General features: G+C 70.7%; 15 protein-coding genes. 11 read left to right on the top strand and 4 right to left on the bottom strand.

Annotated features, from left to right (window positions below; genetic code table 11):
* Window positions 1–5: 5 nt before the first annotated feature.
* Complete coding sequence (locus tag GA0070561_RS02595) at window positions 6–542, bottom strand: GtrA family protein (RefSeq protein WP_091397213.1); 537 nt, start codon at window positions 540–542, stop codon at window positions 6–8.
* A 439-nt stretch (window positions 543–981) separates the two neighbouring features.
* Between GA0070561_RS02595 and GA0070561_RS02590 the strand changes: the two genes are divergently transcribed.
* The 4 genes from GA0070561_RS02590 (at window position 982) to GA0070561_RS02575 (ending at window position 5,883) form a co-directional block, all read left to right on the top strand.
* Window positions 982–2,826: a phosphoenolpyruvate carboxykinase (GTP) gene (locus GA0070561_RS02590; RefSeq protein ID WP_091394358.1), complete on the top strand. Its 1,845-nt coding sequence runs from the start codon at window positions 982–984 to the stop codon at window positions 2,824–2,826.
* A gap of 37 nt (window positions 2,827–2,863) precedes the next feature.
* The gene (locus GA0070561_RS02585; RefSeq protein ID WP_091394354.1) at window positions 2,864–3,721 is read left to right on the top strand and encodes a hypothetical protein; all 858 of its coding nucleotides are present in this window, start codon (window positions 2,864–2,866) and stop codon (window positions 3,719–3,721) included.
* Between the two features lie 118 nt (window positions 3,722–3,839).
* Window positions 3,840–5,081, top strand: a complete 1,242-nt coding sequence (locus GA0070561_RS02580; protein ID WP_425255878.1) for a geranylgeranyl reductase family protein — start codon at window positions 3,840–3,842, stop codon at window positions 5,079–5,081.
* Between the two features lie 31 nt (window positions 5,082–5,112).
* Window positions 5,113–5,883 (top strand): isoprenyl transferase, encoded by a 771-nt coding sequence (locus GA0070561_RS02575; protein ID WP_091394347.1) that lies wholly within the window; start codon window positions 5,113–5,115, stop codon window positions 5,881–5,883.
* 41 nt (window positions 5,884–5,924) lie between these two features.
* On the opposite strand, the gene otsB is transcribed toward GA0070561_RS02575, so the two are convergent.
* The 3 genes from otsB to GA0070561_RS02560 form a co-directional block, all read right to left on the bottom strand.
* A complete protein-coding gene (gene otsB / locus GA0070561_RS02570; protein WP_091397211.1) occupies window positions 5,925–6,749 on the bottom strand; it encodes a trehalose-phosphatase in 825 nt (274 codons plus the stop codon).
* A gap of 67 nt (window positions 6,750–6,816) precedes the next feature.
* Window positions 6,817–7,170, bottom strand: coding sequence for a hypothetical protein (locus GA0070561_RS02565; protein WP_091394345.1), 354 nt, complete (start codon window positions 7,168–7,170; stop codon window positions 6,817–6,819).
* A gap of 162 nt (window positions 7,171–7,332) precedes the next feature.
* Window positions 7,333–7,776 (bottom strand): XRE family transcriptional regulator, encoded by a 444-nt coding sequence (locus GA0070561_RS02560; protein ID WP_091394342.1) that lies wholly within the window; start codon window positions 7,774–7,776, stop codon window positions 7,333–7,335.
* A 264-nt stretch (window positions 7,777–8,040) separates the two neighbouring features.
* Here GA0070561_RS02560 and GA0070561_RS02555 point away from each other — a divergent pair, with 264 nt between their 5' ends.
* From GA0070561_RS02555 to GA0070561_RS02525, 7 genes are all read left to right on the top strand, one after another.
* Complete coding sequence (locus GA0070561_RS02555; protein ID WP_030328857.1) at window positions 8,041–8,385, top strand: hypothetical protein; 345 nt, start codon at window positions 8,041–8,043, stop codon at window positions 8,383–8,385.
* Between the two features lie 31 nt (window positions 8,386–8,416).
* A complete protein-coding gene (locus tag GA0070561_RS02550; protein ID WP_091394339.1) occupies window positions 8,417–8,752 on the top strand; it encodes a hypothetical protein in 336 nt (111 codons plus the stop codon).
* Window positions 8,753–9,164: 412 nt separating this feature from the next.
* Window positions 9,165–10,580 carry an RNA 5'-3' helicase PhoH2 gene (locus GA0070561_RS02545; RefSeq protein ID WP_091394334.1) on the top strand — a complete coding sequence of 472 codons (1,416 nt, stop codon included), beginning with the start codon at window positions 9,165–9,167 and terminating at the stop codon, window positions 10,578–10,580.
* A gap of 277 nt (window positions 10,581–10,857) precedes the next feature.
* On the top strand, window positions 10,858–11,538 hold the full coding sequence (locus GA0070561_RS02540) for an aggregation-promoting factor C-terminal-like domain-containing protein (RefSeq protein WP_091394329.1): 681 nt from the start codon (window positions 10,858–10,860) through the stop codon (window positions 11,536–11,538).
* A gap of 106 nt (window positions 11,539–11,644) precedes the next feature.
* Entirely contained in the window at window positions 11,645–12,298 is a 654-nt protein-coding gene (locus tag GA0070561_RS02535) for a rhomboid family intramembrane serine protease (protein ID WP_091394326.1), read from the top strand.
* Window positions 12,299–12,404: 106 nt separating this feature from the next.
* The gene (locus tag GA0070561_RS02530; protein ID WP_091394323.1) at window positions 12,405–13,373 is read left to right on the top strand and encodes an NAD(P)/FAD-dependent oxidoreductase; all 969 of its coding nucleotides are present in this window, start codon (window positions 12,405–12,407) and stop codon (window positions 13,371–13,373) included.
* Between the two features lie 65 nt (window positions 13,374–13,438).
* The gene (locus tag GA0070561_RS02525) at window positions 13,439–15,118 is read left to right on the top strand and encodes a hypothetical protein (protein ID WP_091394320.1); all 1,680 of its coding nucleotides are present in this window, start codon (window positions 13,439–13,441) and stop codon (window positions 15,116–15,118) included.
* The last annotated feature ends 10 nt before the right edge of the window (window positions 15,119–15,128 follow it).

Here is a 15,128-nt window from a genome sequence, read left to right as displayed (position 1 = left end):
GCAGGTCACGCCTCGTGGTCTCGGTCGGGATTCACCTGCGGAAGGGTCGGGGTTCCCGCTTCGACGAAGACGAACCGCCGGTACGACCAGAATCGAAACAGCGTGGCGAACCCCGTGCCGACGATGTAGCTGGCGAGATTGTCCGCCAGGCGCGTCTGGAACACGGCCGGCCAGATGGCTCCGAGCCCGTAGCGGCTGAGCGCGAGGCAGGCCACCGTGATGCCGAGACCGACCGCGTTGAAGAAGAAGAAGAGCGCGTACTCGCGGGCCGCGTTGTTGCGCTGGCGGTGCCGCCACGTCCAGAACCGGTTGCCCACGAAGGCGACGGACGCCGCGATCACGGTGGAGATTGTTTTCGCCGTCAGCTCTTCGACGCCGTGCTTGCTCGTCAGGTAGTTGAAGAGCGCGAAGTCGACGAGGAACGCGAAACCACCCACGGTGGCGAACTTGCTCATCTCGCGGATGAGGTGACCGAAGCGGTCGAGGAGTATGCCGACGAGACCCCGTCGGGTCTGCCGGGGACCCGGTTGTTCCCCGGTCATCGTGGCGGCCACGGAGGGAGCCTACCGGCTGCCGGCCAGTCAGAGGGGTAGCAACGGCAAGCGGGCGTGGTCTCCCGGAGGGGCCCAGCGCCGCGTGCGTGACCACCGCACAGAGCGTAGCCAATTGGGAGGACTGAGCCGCCGCGGAACGGGAATCACCGCACCGGTCGGCGGGGCAGGTCCACGGCCCGACCGCAACAAGCGTCCGCCGGGGTGCACAACAAGATTTGCGTGAAACTGCGCGGGAAAGCGGGTATCAGCTCGTGATGCCGCAGCGAGGCCGTAGCTTGTGCAGTTCTTCACAACCTGTCCCACTGACTCGGAAGGCTGCCCGGTTTACGCTGAGGCCAATCCCAGGTTTCCACGAAGGCGACGCATCGCGCCGCCGAGTCTCGTGCATCCCATAGATCGGTCAGCGTCGACCACAAGGAGATGTGTCATGGTTGCTCCGGCTGTTGTGCGGGGTATTGATCAGGCCCCGACGTCCCATCCGAAACTGCTCGCCTGGGTCCGTGAGGTCGCGGAACTGACCACCCCCGACCGTGTCGTCTGGGTGGACGGGTCCGACGAGGAGTGGCGCCGCCTCACCGATGAGCTGGTCGAGGCCGGCACCCTGATCCGGCTCAACCCCGAGAAGAAGCCCAACTCGTTCTACGCGCGCACCGACCCGACGGACGTCGCCCGGGTCGAGGAGCGCACCTACATCTGTTCCGTCGACGAGGCGGACGCCGGCCCCACCAACAACTGGATGGCGCCGGCCGAGATGAAGCGGACGATGACGGACTTGTACCGGGGCTCCATGCGCGGTCGCACCATGTACGTCATCCCGTTCGTCATGGGGCCGGTCGAGGCCGAGTCCCCGATGTTCGGTGTCGAGATCACCGACAGCCCGTACGTGGTCGCCTCGATGCGCATCATGACGCGGATGGGCAGCCGGGTCCTCGAGGCCATGGGCGACGACGCGGACTTCGTGCACGCGCTGCACTCGATCGGCGCCCCGCTCGCACCCGGCCAGCAGGATGTCGCCTGGCCGTGCAACGACACCAAGTACATCTCGCACTTCCCGGAGAGCCGGGAGATCTGGTCTTACGGCTCGGGTTACGGCGGCAACTCGCTGCTCGGCAAGAAGTGCTACTCGCTGCGGATCGCCAGCGTGATGGGCCGGGACGAGGGCTGGCTCGCCGAGCACATGCTGATCCTCAAGATCACGTCGCCGGAGGGCAAGACCTACCACATCGCCGGCGCGTTCCCGTCTGCCTGCGGCAAGACCAACCTCGCCATGGTGGAGCCGACGATTCCCGGCTGGAAGGTCGAGACCATCGGCGACGACATCGCCTGGATGCGGTTCGGCCCGGACGGCCGCCTCTACGCCGTCAACCCCGAGTACGGCCTGTTCGGTGTCGCGCCCGGCACCGACTGGAAGACCAACGCCAACGCCATGCGCACGCTGGACCGGGGCAACTCCGTCTTCACCAACGTCGGCCTCACCGATGACGGCGACGTCTGGTGGGAGGGCATGGGTGAGCCGCCGGCGCACCTGATCGACTGGAAGGGCAACGACTGGACGCCGGAGAGCGAGGGCCTGTCCTCCCACGCGAACAGCCGGTTCTGCACCCCGATCACCCAGTGCCCGATCCTCGCCGACGAGTACTTCGACCCGAACGGCGTGCCGATCGACGCGATCCTCTTCGGCGGACGCCGCAAGGACACCATCCCGCTGGTGACCGAGGCCCGCGACTGGGTGCACGGCGTCTACATGGGTGCCACGCTCTCTTCGGAGACCACCGCCGCCGCGTCCGGCGCCGTCGGCGTGGTCCGGCGGGACCCGATGGCGATGCTGCCGTTCATCGGCTACCACGCCGGGGACTACTTCCGGCACTGGATCGAGATGGGCAAGGGCGCCGACGGCGACGAGGCGAAGCTGCCGAAGATCTACTACGTCAACTGGTTCCGCAAGGACCCGGACGGCTCGTTCCTCTGGCCGGGCTTCGGGGAGAACTCCCGGGTGCTCAAGTGGGTCGTCGAGCGGATCGAGGGCACTGCCGGCGCGGTCGAGACGCCGGTCGGCATGGTCCCCGCTCCGGACGCCCTGGACGTCGAGGGCCTGGACATGACCCCGGAGGACGTTCGGATCGCGCTGAAGGTCGACCCGGACGAGTGGCGCAACGAGCTGCCGATGATCACCGAGTGGTTCGAGAAGTTCGGTGACAAGCTGCCCGGCGTGCTCTGGGCCGAGTTGGACGCGCTGCGCGCCCGCCTGGACGCCGCGCAGCCGCAGCGGTAGGTGTGAACGAGACCCTTCGCGGGCAACATCGGATTTCATGAGGACGGCCGCCGTGACCCAGGTCCGGCGGCCGTCCGCCGTCCGGGTGCTCACCACCCTGCTGGCGACGACGGCGGCGGCCACCGTCGTGGTCGAACTGCTCAACTGGTGGTACGCCCCGGAGCAGGGATTCGGGCTTGCCGTACGGACCGGCTGGGCCATGCTGCGCTCGTTCGGCTTCCTGCTGCTGATCGGGCACGTGCGACGGGGTCGTACGGTGGCCCGCCCGTTCGGGCTGATCCTCGCGGTCACCACGATCTTCGCGGTCGGCCGGCTCATCGTGCCCCGGCAGGGGGTGCCGCCACTGCCCGGCCTGCTCGGCTTCGCCATTCTCACGGCGCTCTGTGTCGCGGTGGTCTGGTTGCTCTACCGCTCGTCGGCGTTGGCCGGGCACCTGGTCCGGCACCGTCCACGACTCGTCATCGACCGGGACGGCATCTCCTGGCGGGAGACGCCTCCACGCCGACCACAGGCCAGTGCCTGGTTGTTGACCAGCCGGGTGGCGGCCTTCACCTACAGCCCGCTGATGCTGGTGCCGGCCCTGGTGGCCGGAGGTTCCATCCTGGATGGTCGACTCAACGCGGTGCCGGCTGTGCTGTTCTGGTTCGGTGCGGGCATCACTGCCAGCTACGCGGTGCTGTTCTGCACCGCGTTCCTGATGCGGGGCAAAGACTGGGCGCGTGGCCTGCTGGTCGTCGTCACGGTCGCCGTACTCGCCGTGGATCTGCCGCTGTGCTGGTGGCTGCTGGGCGTGGACGGCCTGATCCGCGACGGAGCACCCCTGCTCGCCGCCGCCGGGCTGGCCCTCTACGGCCTCCGCCGCGCCGCCCGCACCCCCGACGCCGCCCCAGCCTGACCGCGTCCCGCGTCCCGCGTCCCGCGCCCTAGAGGATCGGTCGTTCCAGGGTCGCTCTGACGAAGACCGGGAAGCGGTGCCGTGCGGGAGCGGCCCGGGCGGGCCGGTAGGGGGCAGGATGGCGGGGTGGCGTCGGTCACAACGGTCGGCGTGGGCGGCGCAGGTGGATCGTCGGGGCGGTGCGGGAGCAGTCGCGTCGGCCGGAGGGAGGCGCGCGGTGGGCGACGAGTTCGACGTGGTGGTGGTGGGGGCGGGGCCGGCCGGGGCGGCAGCCGCGCTGACGGCGCGCCGGGCCGGTGCCAGCGTGCTGCTGCTGGACCGGGCCGATTTTCCTCGGGACAAGGCGTGTGGTGACGGGATCGCCGCGCACTCGGTGGACGTGCTCGCCGAGCTGGGGGTGACCGAGGCGGTGGCGGGCTACGCGCCGCTGCCGGCGTTACGCATGATCTCGCCCGGTGGCGGTGCGGTGGCTCGGGCGCTGCCCCGACCCGCGTACACAGTGCCCCGGGAGGTTTTCGACGCGCGGCTGGTGGCGGCTGCGGTGGCCGCCGGCGCCCAGCTGCGCCGGCACACCGTGCGCCAGGTCGAGCCGCGCGCGGACCGGGTGGTGCTCGACGGGCAGGTGTCCGGTCGGGTGGTGATCGGCGCGGACGGCGCCGGTTCGGTGGTACGTCGGGCGCTCGGCCATCCGCAGAACCCCGACCGGCACCTCGCGCTGGCCATCCGGGGGTACGCCCCGGCTCTGCCCGGCCCGTCCGAGCAGCTCATCGTCACCTCGAAGGCGCGCTGGCCGGCGTACGCCTGGTCGTTTCCGATCGGTGACGGACGGGCGAACGTCGGGTACGGGGAGGTCCTGCGCGGTGAGCCGCTGAGCCGCGCGTACCTGCTGGACCGGCTGGCCGCTCTGCTGCCCGGCACCGATCTGGCGACGGTGACCGCGTTGCGCGCGCATCACCTGCCGCTCTCCACCCACCGGCCGTCGCCGGGGCGTGGGCGCACCCTGCTGGCCGGGGACGCCCTGTCACTGATCAATCCGTTCACCGGCGAGGGGATCTTCTACGCGTTGCTCTCCGGCGCGCTCGCCGGGTCGGCGGCGGCCCGGTCGCCCGAGGGCGCGGCCGGCCGCTACGCCGACGGGTTGCGTCGCCGCCTCGGCACCCACCTGCGGCACAGTTCGGTCGCCGCCTGGTTGGCCCGGCGACGCCGGGTGGTGGACGCGGCGGTCCGGGCCGCCCGTCGGGACGACCGGGTGTTCTACGACGTGGTCGAGTTGGGACTGGGTGACGGACGCCTCACCGCCCGTACGCTCGCACTGATCGGCGCCGGTCTGGGCGGCGGGGATGGGGCTCCGAGGCAGTGAACTGGCCGAAGGGTCGCTACGCTGCTAGGTGATGACGCTGCGGAACCTTATCTACTCCGTGTACGAGCGCCGGCTCACGGCGAAGCTCGCGGGTAAGCCGGTGCCCCGGCATGTCGGGGTGATGTGCGACGGCAACCGCCGATGGGCGAGGGAAATGGGCTTCGTCGACCCGAACGACGGGCACCGGGTCGGCGCGGCGAAGATCAAGCATGTCCTCGGCTGGTGTGACCAGGCCGGCGTCGGGCACGTGACCCTCTACCTGCTGGCCACCGACAACCTGCGCCGTCCGGCCGCCGAGCTGGACCCGCTCCTCAAGATCATTGAGGACCTGGTGGTGGAGCTCTCCGAGGAGGGCAACCCCTGGCGACTGCGCATCGTCGGGGCGCTCGACCTGCTGCCGGCGCAGACCGCGGCGGCGCTCAAGGGCGCCGAGGAGCGCACCCGCGAGCGCACCGGAGGCGCGGAGGTCAACATCGCGGTGGGCTACGGCGGTCGCCGGGAGATCACCGACGCGGTCCGTTCGCTGCTGCTTGAGCACGCCGCCACCGGGGGCACGATCGAGGAGTTGGCCGAGGTGCTGGACGTCGAGCACATCGCCGAGCACCTCTACACCCGGGGCCAGCCCGACCCGGACCTGGTCATCCGCACCAGCGGCGAGCAGCGGCTGTCCGGTTTCATGCTCTGGCAGTCCGCGCACTCGGAGTTCTACTTCTGCGAGCTCAACTGGCCGGATTTCCGGCACATCGACTTCCTGCGGGCCCTGCGCTCGTACGCCACCAGACAACGCCGCTACGGGGCCTGACGCGGCGGCGACGCCGTCGGTCGCCGCCCGGTCAGGTCACGTCAGGGCAGGTGGGTCAGCGCCTGGGTGAGGAAGTCGCCCAGGGCGGCCGGCGACTCGATGGTCAGGTCGGCGGCGTTGGCCACCTCTTGTCCGGTCTCCGGGTTGGCCACCGCCACGCAGACACCGAGGAAGTCCGGGTCGGCGGCGGCGCGAGCGCGTAGCGCGGCGAAGGCCTTGATGTCGGAGACATCGTCGCCGAAGTACCAGGCGCCGGTGGCACCCTTGATCGCCTCGCCGATCACCATGCCCTTGTCCCGGTCGACCGGTGGCTTGAGCTCCAGCACCATCCGCCCGGCCTGCGAGCGCAGCCCCAGACGGTCGGCCTGTGCCTGCCCCCACTGCTGCACTGTCGCGCCCAGTTGCGGGGCGGTACGCCAGTGCAGCGCGACCGAGAGCCGCTTGTACTCCACGAGCGTGCCGGGCGGCAGTTCCGCCCGAGCCAGGTCGGCCAGCTCCGCCATGGTCGGCACCCAGGGCAGCGCGGCCGGTTCGGTGACCGTCTCGCCGCCGGAGTGGCTGTGCTCCAGCCCGTAGAGGCCGTAGAGGTCCACACCGACGAGCCCGCCGAGCTGATCCCGAAGGAACTCGACGGGTCGGGCGGAGACGATCGCGACCCGCTGCACGACCGGGGCGAGCGCCTCGATCGCGGCCAACGCCTTGGGCGCCGGGCGTACCGCGGTCGGATCGTCGTCGACGGGCGCGAGCGTGCCGTCGAAGTCGAAGAAGAGCACGGTCCCGGCCGCCCGGCTGGCGGTTATCCGCCAGGCCTGGTCGGCGTTCAACGGGGTTCTCGGCTGCTGATTGCCCAGATTCAACGGCGGCACGCGCGTCAGCGTACCCCGGCGATCCAGGCTCATTCCTGGCCGAGCGGGCCCATTGAGCGGTACGCGATCAGCGTTCGGCGGCTCCTCGTCCGCGCCGGCCGAACGGCACCACTGCCGCCTCCTGGCCGTGGCTCAACAGGTAGCCCTCCACGAACCCGGTGTTGCGATCGCCGGTGTGGTTCTCGATCTCGTTGAGCCGGGCCACCAGGAACTCGGTGAGCGCGCTGATTCGGTTGTTCAGACGCTCGTGCAGCTCGGCGACGACGGCCAGGACGACCGCAGTGCCGGCGGTGATGAGCGCAAAGAGATTGACGAGCAGCGGCAGCTGCCCGCCGTCGACCGCGAGGGTCACCGTGTTACCGGTCGCCCACAGTGTCACCGACACCGTTGCGACCACGACTGCCAACCACTTCAGGGTCATGGACAGACCCCTCCTTCTGTCCCGCAGGGCTGGGTTCGGCCTTGTCCCGTCCCCCCGCCGATGACGAGCCCAAGCAGTACGAATAGGGACGCTAGCGTGCCCGTTCCAGCCCCGGAGGCAAACGAATGAACCTGACCAGGCGTTCTTTCGCTATCTGAGGAACTAGCCTGCCTGATTGCCCCTTTTTCGGACATCGACCGGCAACGTTGGGCGGTATGCGAGATATCTGATGGTTTCCCGGATGTGGAACTTCTCCGCGTCCGACACCTGCGGATCGACCAGACGGCGCAGCAGCGCCTCCACGTCCGGGTCCATCGGAGGGGCGGCCTGGCCGGTGCGGGGGCCGGCCGCGGCGCGGTCCCAGCCGAGCGCGGCGAAGGCGGCGGCCGGGTTCAACCCCAGGCCCTCGCAGAAGGCGACCACCCGCTCGGCCTCCGGATCGCTGGCCCAGTCGCCCCGGACCCAGCGGTTGATGGTCTGCCGGGAGACGCCGGTGCGCCGGGACACCTCGGTGCCGCTCCAGGCTCGGGTCGCCCGTGCCTCGTCCAGGGCCCGCCGGACGAAGGTGGCGAAGGCGATCTTCCGCGCATTGGCCGTCTCGGTCACTCCGTGACGGTACGGCCAGCCGGCTGCGGGTGCGCGCCCCGGCTCGCCACTGTCACGCGGACGTGACGAGGGGTTCGGATTTCCGGTAAACGAGTCAGTGCCACTGTTGAGGGGTGTCACGCGGGCAGAATAGATGAACGTAGTGGCAAACGTAAGCGGACGAAAAGCTGATACTGTCACGCCCATGGGACAATCTACGGTGTGTCACGTGCATGAGACGATTGGTGCTCACATGCGTCACGCCCCCGGTGCCAGGGGGTCGTGGTGACCGAGCTCGCCACCCGCGCCCAGGCCTTCGGGCTGATCGCCGAGGGGGTCGCCGCAGGGCTGACTGCCCCCTGGCGCCTCTACCTGGCCCGAGGCTGCCGCTACCTGTCGCTGAGCGTCGGTGATCGTGCCGAGTGGAACGCCTGGCGTACCCATCTCGGCTGCCCGGAGCTGAGCGTCCGGGTCTACGACGCCGGCGGGGAGATCCGCCGCTCCTCGGTGGCCGAGGTCGTGCTGGACGGCTGCCGGATCAGCGTCGAGCTGGTCGAGGAGGTCAGCACCGACGACCTGGACCGGCTGCTCGTCGCCGACCCCACCACGATCGAGCCGGAGGAGCGATGACCTGGCGTCCCGGCTGGGCCGGAGCTGCCCGATGAGCCCTTTTCTCGCGGTGTTCCTCGTCCTGGTGCTCGGTGCCACCAGTTACGCGGCCGGCCGTCTGCACGGGCAGCTCAGCTACCGCATCGGCTACCGCTTCGGTTACCGACAGGGCTACTTCGACGGTGACCGGGGCGCCTGGAACCGGCGTCGTCGGGACGCCCAGGCGGCGATCGCCTCGGCTCTGTCGGTCTCGCCCGCTGGCGTGGTCCGTTCCGCCGGTGCTGTCGAACGCCCCGGCACCACGTACACCGGCTCGTCGTTCAGCGCGCCGGCCGCCCCGATCACCGGGCGGCACCCGACCGGCACGCTCGTCCGACGTACCGGTTGAGGTCGGTCGGCGGGGCTGCCCCGCCGACCGGCACCACGAGCGCGGTGCGTCGTCCGCGGCGGACACGCACCGTCGGGGTCACGTCAGACCGGTGACGGTGGCCCCACCGGCCGGGATGCGCGCAGGGGGCATGCATCCCGGCCGGTTCCGCCGCGTTCGCCGCCGGTCCCACGGCTGGTGCGAGCGTCGGCGGAGTGCTGTTCATGAGCGCGTCTTGGGAGATCCACGTTCGGCCCCTAGCCGGGAAGGTCAGGCGGGGCTAGCGTCTAGGCATGGCACGGGGTTCTCCCGAGCCAGCCGGTCCGCCCGGATCTGCGACCTCGCGCATGGGGTTCCGCATCCGACCCCGTGTCCCCGGGCACCGGAGGAGGCGGAACACGGGTGGCGGGTGCCCATCCGTCGGAGCAGGCCTGTGACGACTCGCCGTACCATCGCCGGTGCCGACCAGACCCCGGCCGCGACTGCCACGCCCCGCCGAGCCACCAGGAGCCGCCGTTCGGCGGTCACCGCGCCGGCCGACCCCAAGGAGCCACGACCAGCCGGCCAGGCCTTTGTCCTGGACACGTCGGTGCTGCTCTCCGATCCGGCGGCGTTCCACCGGTTCGCGGAGCACGAGGTGGTGCTACCTCTGGTGGTCATCACCGAACTGGAAGGCAAGCGGCACCATCCGGAGCTGGGCTGGTTCGCCCGGCAGTCGCTGCGGATGCTCGACGACCTGCGGGTACGGCACGGCCGACTCGACCGGCCGGTGCCCGCCAACGACGTCGGCGGCACCCTGCGGGTGGAGCTCAACCACACCGACGACGGCGTCCTGCCGCCCGGTTTCCGCACCGAGAGCAATGACGCCCGGATCCTCTCCGTCGCGCTCAACCTCGCCGCCGAGGGGCGGGAGGTGACCCTGGTCAGCAAGGACATGCCGTTGCGGGTGAAGGCGGCCTCGGTGGGTCTGCGTGCCGACGAGTACCGCCACGGCCAGGCCAGCGACCCGACCTGGACCGGCATGTCGGAGATGGAGTTGAGCGAGGAGCAGATCGGCCAGCTGTACGCCGGCGAGACGCTCGACCTCGACGAGGCGGCCGGGCTGCCCTGCCACACCGGTCTGGTGCTGCACTCGGGGCGTGGCTCCGCACTCGGTCGGGTGCTGCCGGACAAGTCGGTGCGTCTGGTCCGGGGCGACCGGGAGGCGTTCGGGCTGCACGGCCGCTCGGCCGAGCAGCGGATCGCTCTCGACCTGCTGTTGGACGAGTCGATCGGGATCGTCTCGCTGGGTGGCCGGGCCGGCACCGGCAAGTCGGCGCTGGCACTCTGCGCCGGGCTGGAGGCGGTGATGGAGCGCCGCCGACACAAGAAGGTCATCGTGTTCCGCCCGCTGTACGCCGTCGGTGGCCAGGAGTTGGGCTACCTGCCGGGCTCGGAGTCGGAGAAGATGTCGCCGTGGGCCCAGGCGGTCTTCGACACGCTCGGCGCTGTGGTGCACGAGAACGTGCTGGAGGAGGTCACCTCGCGGGGCATCCTGGAGGTGCTGCCGCTGACCCACATCCGCGGGCGCAGCCTGCACGACGCCTACGTGATCGTGGACGAGGCCCAGTCGCTGGAGCGCGGGGTGCTGCTGACCGTGCTGTCCCGGATCGGGCAGGGCTCCCGGGTGGTGCTCACCCACGACGTGGCCCAGCGGGACAATCTGCGGGTCGGCCGGCACGACGGGGTGACGGCTGTCATCGAAGCGCTCAAGGGCCATCCGCTCTTCGCGCACGTCACCCTCAGCCGTTCGGAGCGGTCGCCGATCGCCGCGATGGTCACCGACCTCCTAGAGGACATCCCGATCTGACGGGTCTTATGCGGGCTTTTGTCCGCATTTTCGGTGTGGCGCAGATCACAAACAGCCTGGTTGGTTTCCCATCAGCCTCACTGTGCGCAATCGTGTCCCACGAGCGTCCATGCACCACCGGAATCGTTGGCGATCGTTCGTCCCGAGACGGACGACATCGGCGAAGGTTGGTGCGTCGGCGCGACCGGCAACCGGTCGGGGCGCTCGTGGCACGGCTGACGGCCCACCTGTGGTCTGCGCCGCGCCACGTCCTTGCTCCCGACGAAGGGACCACTTCGTGAGTCGGCTGTGGAGCCGGTTGGGCGCCCGTACGGCTGCTGTAGCGCTGCTCTCCGTGGGCGTTGCCGGTGGCTTCTACCTGGGCGAAGACCGGGAAACCCAGCAACAGGGTCTGACCGAGCAGGTCAGTCTCGAGGTCGACCGGGCCGACCTCGCGTACCAGCGCGAGCGGCAGGCCGCCCACCAGGTGCAGTTCTCCAAGCAGCGGGCCGCCGAGTACCAGGCCAAGCTGCGGGCGAAGGAGGCCGCCAAGGAAGCCGCTGAGCGGGCCCGCCGGGCCGAGGCCGCTGCGGCGTCCCGCAAGCGCGAGCGCGCCGCCGCTGCCAATGCGGCCGCCAAGCCGTACGACGGGCCGATCCCGGCGTCCTGCGCCGAGTACAGCGGCAACCGCAAGACCGGCTGCGCCCTGATGATCAGCTCGGGTTTCGGCATCGCCGAGTTCCCCTGCCTGGAGAAGCTCTGGACCAAGGAGAGCGGCTGGAACCACAAGGCCAGCAACTCCTCGTCCGGTGCGTACGGCATCCCGCAGTCTCTGCCGGGCAGCAAGATGGGCTCCGTCGCGTCCGACTGGCGGACCAACCCGGCCACGCAGATCAAGTGGGGGTTGGGCTACATCAAGGGCAGGTACAAGACGCCCTGCGGTGCCTGGACCTACTTCCAGAACAACGGGCACTACTGACGGCTGTCGAAGGCGGGGCAGGTGGCTCTCCACCGCCCCGCCTTCGCGCGTACTCCGCACAGGACGTGAGTGGCGGTCGGCCGCTTTTGCTGATAGCAGTTGTGGAGTGACCCTGCACCCGTCAAGCGGCGACCCCTACCGGTTCGGCACCGAGGCGTTCTACGCCGCGCTCGGCCGGGCGTTCGTCGCCATGTGCGCGGTGGTCCCGTTCCTCTTTCTCATCGAGGCCGTCGACCAGGGGCTCGCGTTCGGCCTGGACGCCACCGCCGGCATCATCCCGCAGCGCATCGACGGGCTGGACGGGGTCTTCTTCTCCCCGTTCCTGCACCACGGCTTCGACCACCTCTACAGCAACAGCATCCCGCTGATCCTGCTGGGCACCTTCGTCCTCGCCGCCGGTGCCCGCCGATTCCTCTGGTCGACCCTGGTCATCATCCTGGTCAGCGGGCTCGGCGTGTGGTTCACCGGCTCACCCAACTCGGTGGTGGTCGGCGCCAGCGGTGTCATCTTCGGCTACCTGGGCATCCTGCTCACCCGGGGCATCGTCGAGCGCAGCTGGTGGAACTTCGCGGTCTTCCTCCTGGTTGGCCTGCTCTACGGCTGGCAGCTGGTCGGCATCCTCCCCACCGACGAGCGGATCTCCTGGCAGGGGCACCTGTTCGGCCTGCTCGGCGGGGTGGTGGCCGCGATTCTGTTCCGTCGGCGGCGACCCGCCGTGGGCGGCCCGGACTACTCGGGCTCCACACTCAGCCTGCCCTGAGGCGATTCTCCGGCGCGCCTCTGGGACGTGCTTGCCCGACCGCCACTACCCGCTTACGGTCGAGATCAGCACGCGTTGATCCGTGAGCGGAAAGCGACGGTACGCCATGCGCGAGGTCGATGTCGCCGTGATCGGGGCCGGTCCGGCCGGCCTCTTCGCCGCGTACTACGCCGGGTTCCGGGGGCTGTCGGTGGCGGTGATCGACGCGTTGCCCGAGCCGGGCGGTCAGGTCACCGCCATGTACCCGGAGAAGCTGATCCTCGACGTCGCCGGTTTCCCCGCGGTCAAGGGCCGCGACCTGGTGGCCAACCTGGTGGCCCAGGCGGCCCCGTTCAATCCGCAGTACCTGCTCGGCACCCGGGCGGAGAAGCTCGCGTACGCCGACGGTCGCCCGGTGCTCGGCCTGGCCGGTGGCGAGCAGCTCGCGTGCGGCGCGATCGTGGTCACCGGCGGGCTGGGCAGCTTCAGCCCTCGGCCGTTGCCGTGCGCCGACGGCGCCCCCGGCTCGGGGATCGTCTACTTCGTGACCGAGCCGACCGAGCTGACCGATCGGGACGTGCTGATCGTCGGTGGCGGCGACTCCGCCTTCGACTGGGCGCTGGCGCTGCAACCGCTGGCCCGCTCGGTGACCCTGGTGCACCGCCGGGAGAAGTTCCGGGCCCACGCCTCGACGGTCGCCCGGGTGCTGTCCCTGCCGGTGCGGGTGGTGGTCAACGCCGAGGTCACCAGACTGCTCGGGGACGGCGCGGTGACCGGTGCCGAGGTGACAGTGCGCGGCGGCGCGACCGAGACGCTGCCGGTGGACACCGTGGTGGCCGCCCTCGGCTTCACGGCCGACCTGGGCCCGCTCGCCGAGTGGGGGCTTCGGCTGGACCGCCGGCACATCCTGGTCGACAGCGCGATGGCCACCAACCTGCCCCGGGTCTTCGCGGCGGGTGACATCACCGAGTACCCGGGCAAGGTCCGGCTGATCGCCACCGGCTTCGGTGAGGCGGCGACGGCGGTCAACAACGCGGCAGTGGCCATCGACCCGAGCGCACACCTCTTCCCGGGGCACTCCTCCGACGCCGGCTGAGCGTCGGTATCGGACCCAGGCCGACCTGAGTCCGGATCGAGACGGGTCGACCGGATCCTGAGGGGATGACGGGTTCCGAGACACCGCAGGACGGCGCACCCACCACGCTGTCCTGGCTCTGCCACCCCGCCACAGTGTTCGCGCTGGTCCTGCTGCTGGTCAACGACCATGTGCTGAAGGCGGCCTTCCCCGGCCTGGTGACCGGCAAGCTGAGCGACGTCGCCGGCCTGGTGCTCGCTCCGCCGCTGGTCGCGGTGCTGCTGACCCTCCTGGTGCCACGGCTGCCGTCCCGGGCCGCCGCGCTGGCCGGCCTGGTCTCGGTGGGCGCCGGGTTCGCCGTCGTCAAATCCAGCGGGTACGCCGCCGAACTCGCCTCCTCCACCTGGACCGTGCTGGCCGGGCCGTCGCTGGTCCGGGCCGACTGGACCGACCTGCTCACCCTGCCGGCACTCGGCCTGGCCTGGTGGAGTTGGACGCGGTCACGTCGCCGCCCGGTGCGTCAACGGACCGCCCGGCTGGTCCGGCTGCTGGTGGTGCTGCCACCGGCGGTGTTGGCGGTGGCCGCGACAAGCGCGATCCACTATCCGTACGCGGTGAGCACCGCGACGCTCGACGGCCACCCGGCGATCTCGGTCGGCAGCGGCTACAGCTCATCGGACTGGCCGACCAGTCCGTTGGGCGGGCAGTGGGCGGTCAGCGAGGACGGCGCGACCACCTGGCGGCCGGTCACGGAGGACGAGCAGCGGCGACTGTCCGGCCAGGAGGTCGGGCAGCAGCAGGCGTGCGCTGCGGACGAGCTCCGGCGCTGCTACCGGGTCGTCACCGGGCACCTACGGGTCGAGGAGAGTGACGACGCCGGTGCGACCTGGCGGGTGGCCTGGGAGGTGCCCGACGGGCAGCGCGAGGAGTTGGCCCGCCGGTCGCCGAACCCGGGCGATGTCCAGCGCCACTTCGCGTCCCGCGATCTGATCGTCTATCCCCACGCCGGGGGTGGTCACGAGGTGCTTGTCGCCAACGGCCGGGACGGGTTTCTGCGCCGCCTGCCTGACGGTGGGTGGCAGCGCGACGGGTTCCTCTTCGAGGAGGGGCGGATCCGCACGTCCTGGGGCGAACCGCCCCGACTGGGCGGCGGCGGACCCGCCGACCGCGAGACGGACCTGTTGCTCGCCGTCGCGCTGGCGCTGACTCTCGGCTGCGCGGTCGCTGCGTTCGCCGGTCATCTCGCGATCCGCCGTGGCGGAGGTCCGCGCTGGTGGGGGATCGCCGCCAGTGCGTCGATGCTGGTCGCGGGGATCGTGTTGGCTGCGGTGTGGGAGCGCGACGACGACACCCTGACGTTCCTGGCCGTGTCGTTCGTGCTGGCGGTGGGCGTCCTCATCGCGGTGGCCATGATCGTTCGAGCCTCCTACCAGGGCGCTCTGCGGCGCTGGATCAGGTTGGTGCTCACCGGGCTCCTGTGCACCGCGCTCCTGGCCGGGCTGCCGCTCGTCGGTTGGCTGTACGGCACCCCGTCGCGGACCCGGTTCGCGGTGGCGCTCGCCCTGCTGGCCACGGTGCCGGGCGTGCTGCTGGCCACCCGGATCGCGCGGCTGGTCGACCCGGCCCGTGCGTTCGAGCGCCGGTACCCGCCGCGCCCGCCCTATGCGCCCTATCCGCCGCACGGGCCCTATCCGCCTGCGCCCTACCCTGCGCGCCCACCGACGGTGCCTGATCCGCCGTACCCGTCGCAATCGTCGCCGCAGTGAACCTCCGGCG

Source organism: Micromonospora saelicesensis (assembly GCF_900091575.1).
Taxonomy (GTDB): Bacteria; Actinomycetota; Actinomycetes; order Mycobacteriales; family Micromonosporaceae; genus Micromonospora; species Micromonospora saelicesensis.
Note: the sequence above shows the minus strand (reverse complement) of the source record. Positions and strands in the feature narration are given on the sequence as shown.

What these genes read in the sequence shown, in the direction of transcription:
- GA0070561_RS02525 (WP_091394320.1), top strand. Translation starts at nt 13,439, where the DNA reads ATGACGGGTTCCGAGACACCGCAGGACGGCGCACCCACCACGCTGTCC.
- GA0070561_RS02565 (WP_091394345.1), bottom strand. Translation starts at nt 7,170, where the DNA reads ATGACCCTGAAGTGGTTGGCAGTCGTGGTCGCAACGGTGTCGGTGACA.
- GA0070561_RS02595 (WP_091397213.1), bottom strand. Translation starts at nt 542, where the DNA reads ATGACCGGGGAACAACCGGGTCCCCGGCAGACCCGACGGGGTCTCGTC.
- GA0070561_RS02590 (WP_091394358.1), top strand. Translation starts at nt 982, where the DNA reads ATGGTTGCTCCGGCTGTTGTGCGGGGTATTGATCAGGCCCCGACGTCC.
- GA0070561_RS02580 (WP_425255878.1), top strand. Translation starts at nt 3,840, where the DNA reads ATGGCGGGGTGGCGTCGGTCACAACGGTCGGCGTGGGCGGCGCAGGTG.
- GA0070561_RS02530 (WP_091394323.1), top strand. Translation starts at nt 12,405, where the DNA reads ATGCGCGAGGTCGATGTCGCCGTGATCGGGGCCGGTCCGGCCGGCCTC.
- GA0070561_RS02585 (WP_091394354.1), top strand. Translation starts at nt 2,864, where the DNA reads ATGAGGACGGCCGCCGTGACCCAGGTCCGGCGGCCGTCCGCCGTCCGG.
- GA0070561_RS02575 (WP_091394347.1), top strand. Translation starts at nt 5,113, where the DNA reads ATGACGCTGCGGAACCTTATCTACTCCGTGTACGAGCGCCGGCTCACG.
- GA0070561_RS02550 (WP_091394339.1), top strand. Translation starts at nt 8,417, where the DNA reads ATGAGCCCTTTTCTCGCGGTGTTCCTCGTCCTGGTGCTCGGTGCCACC.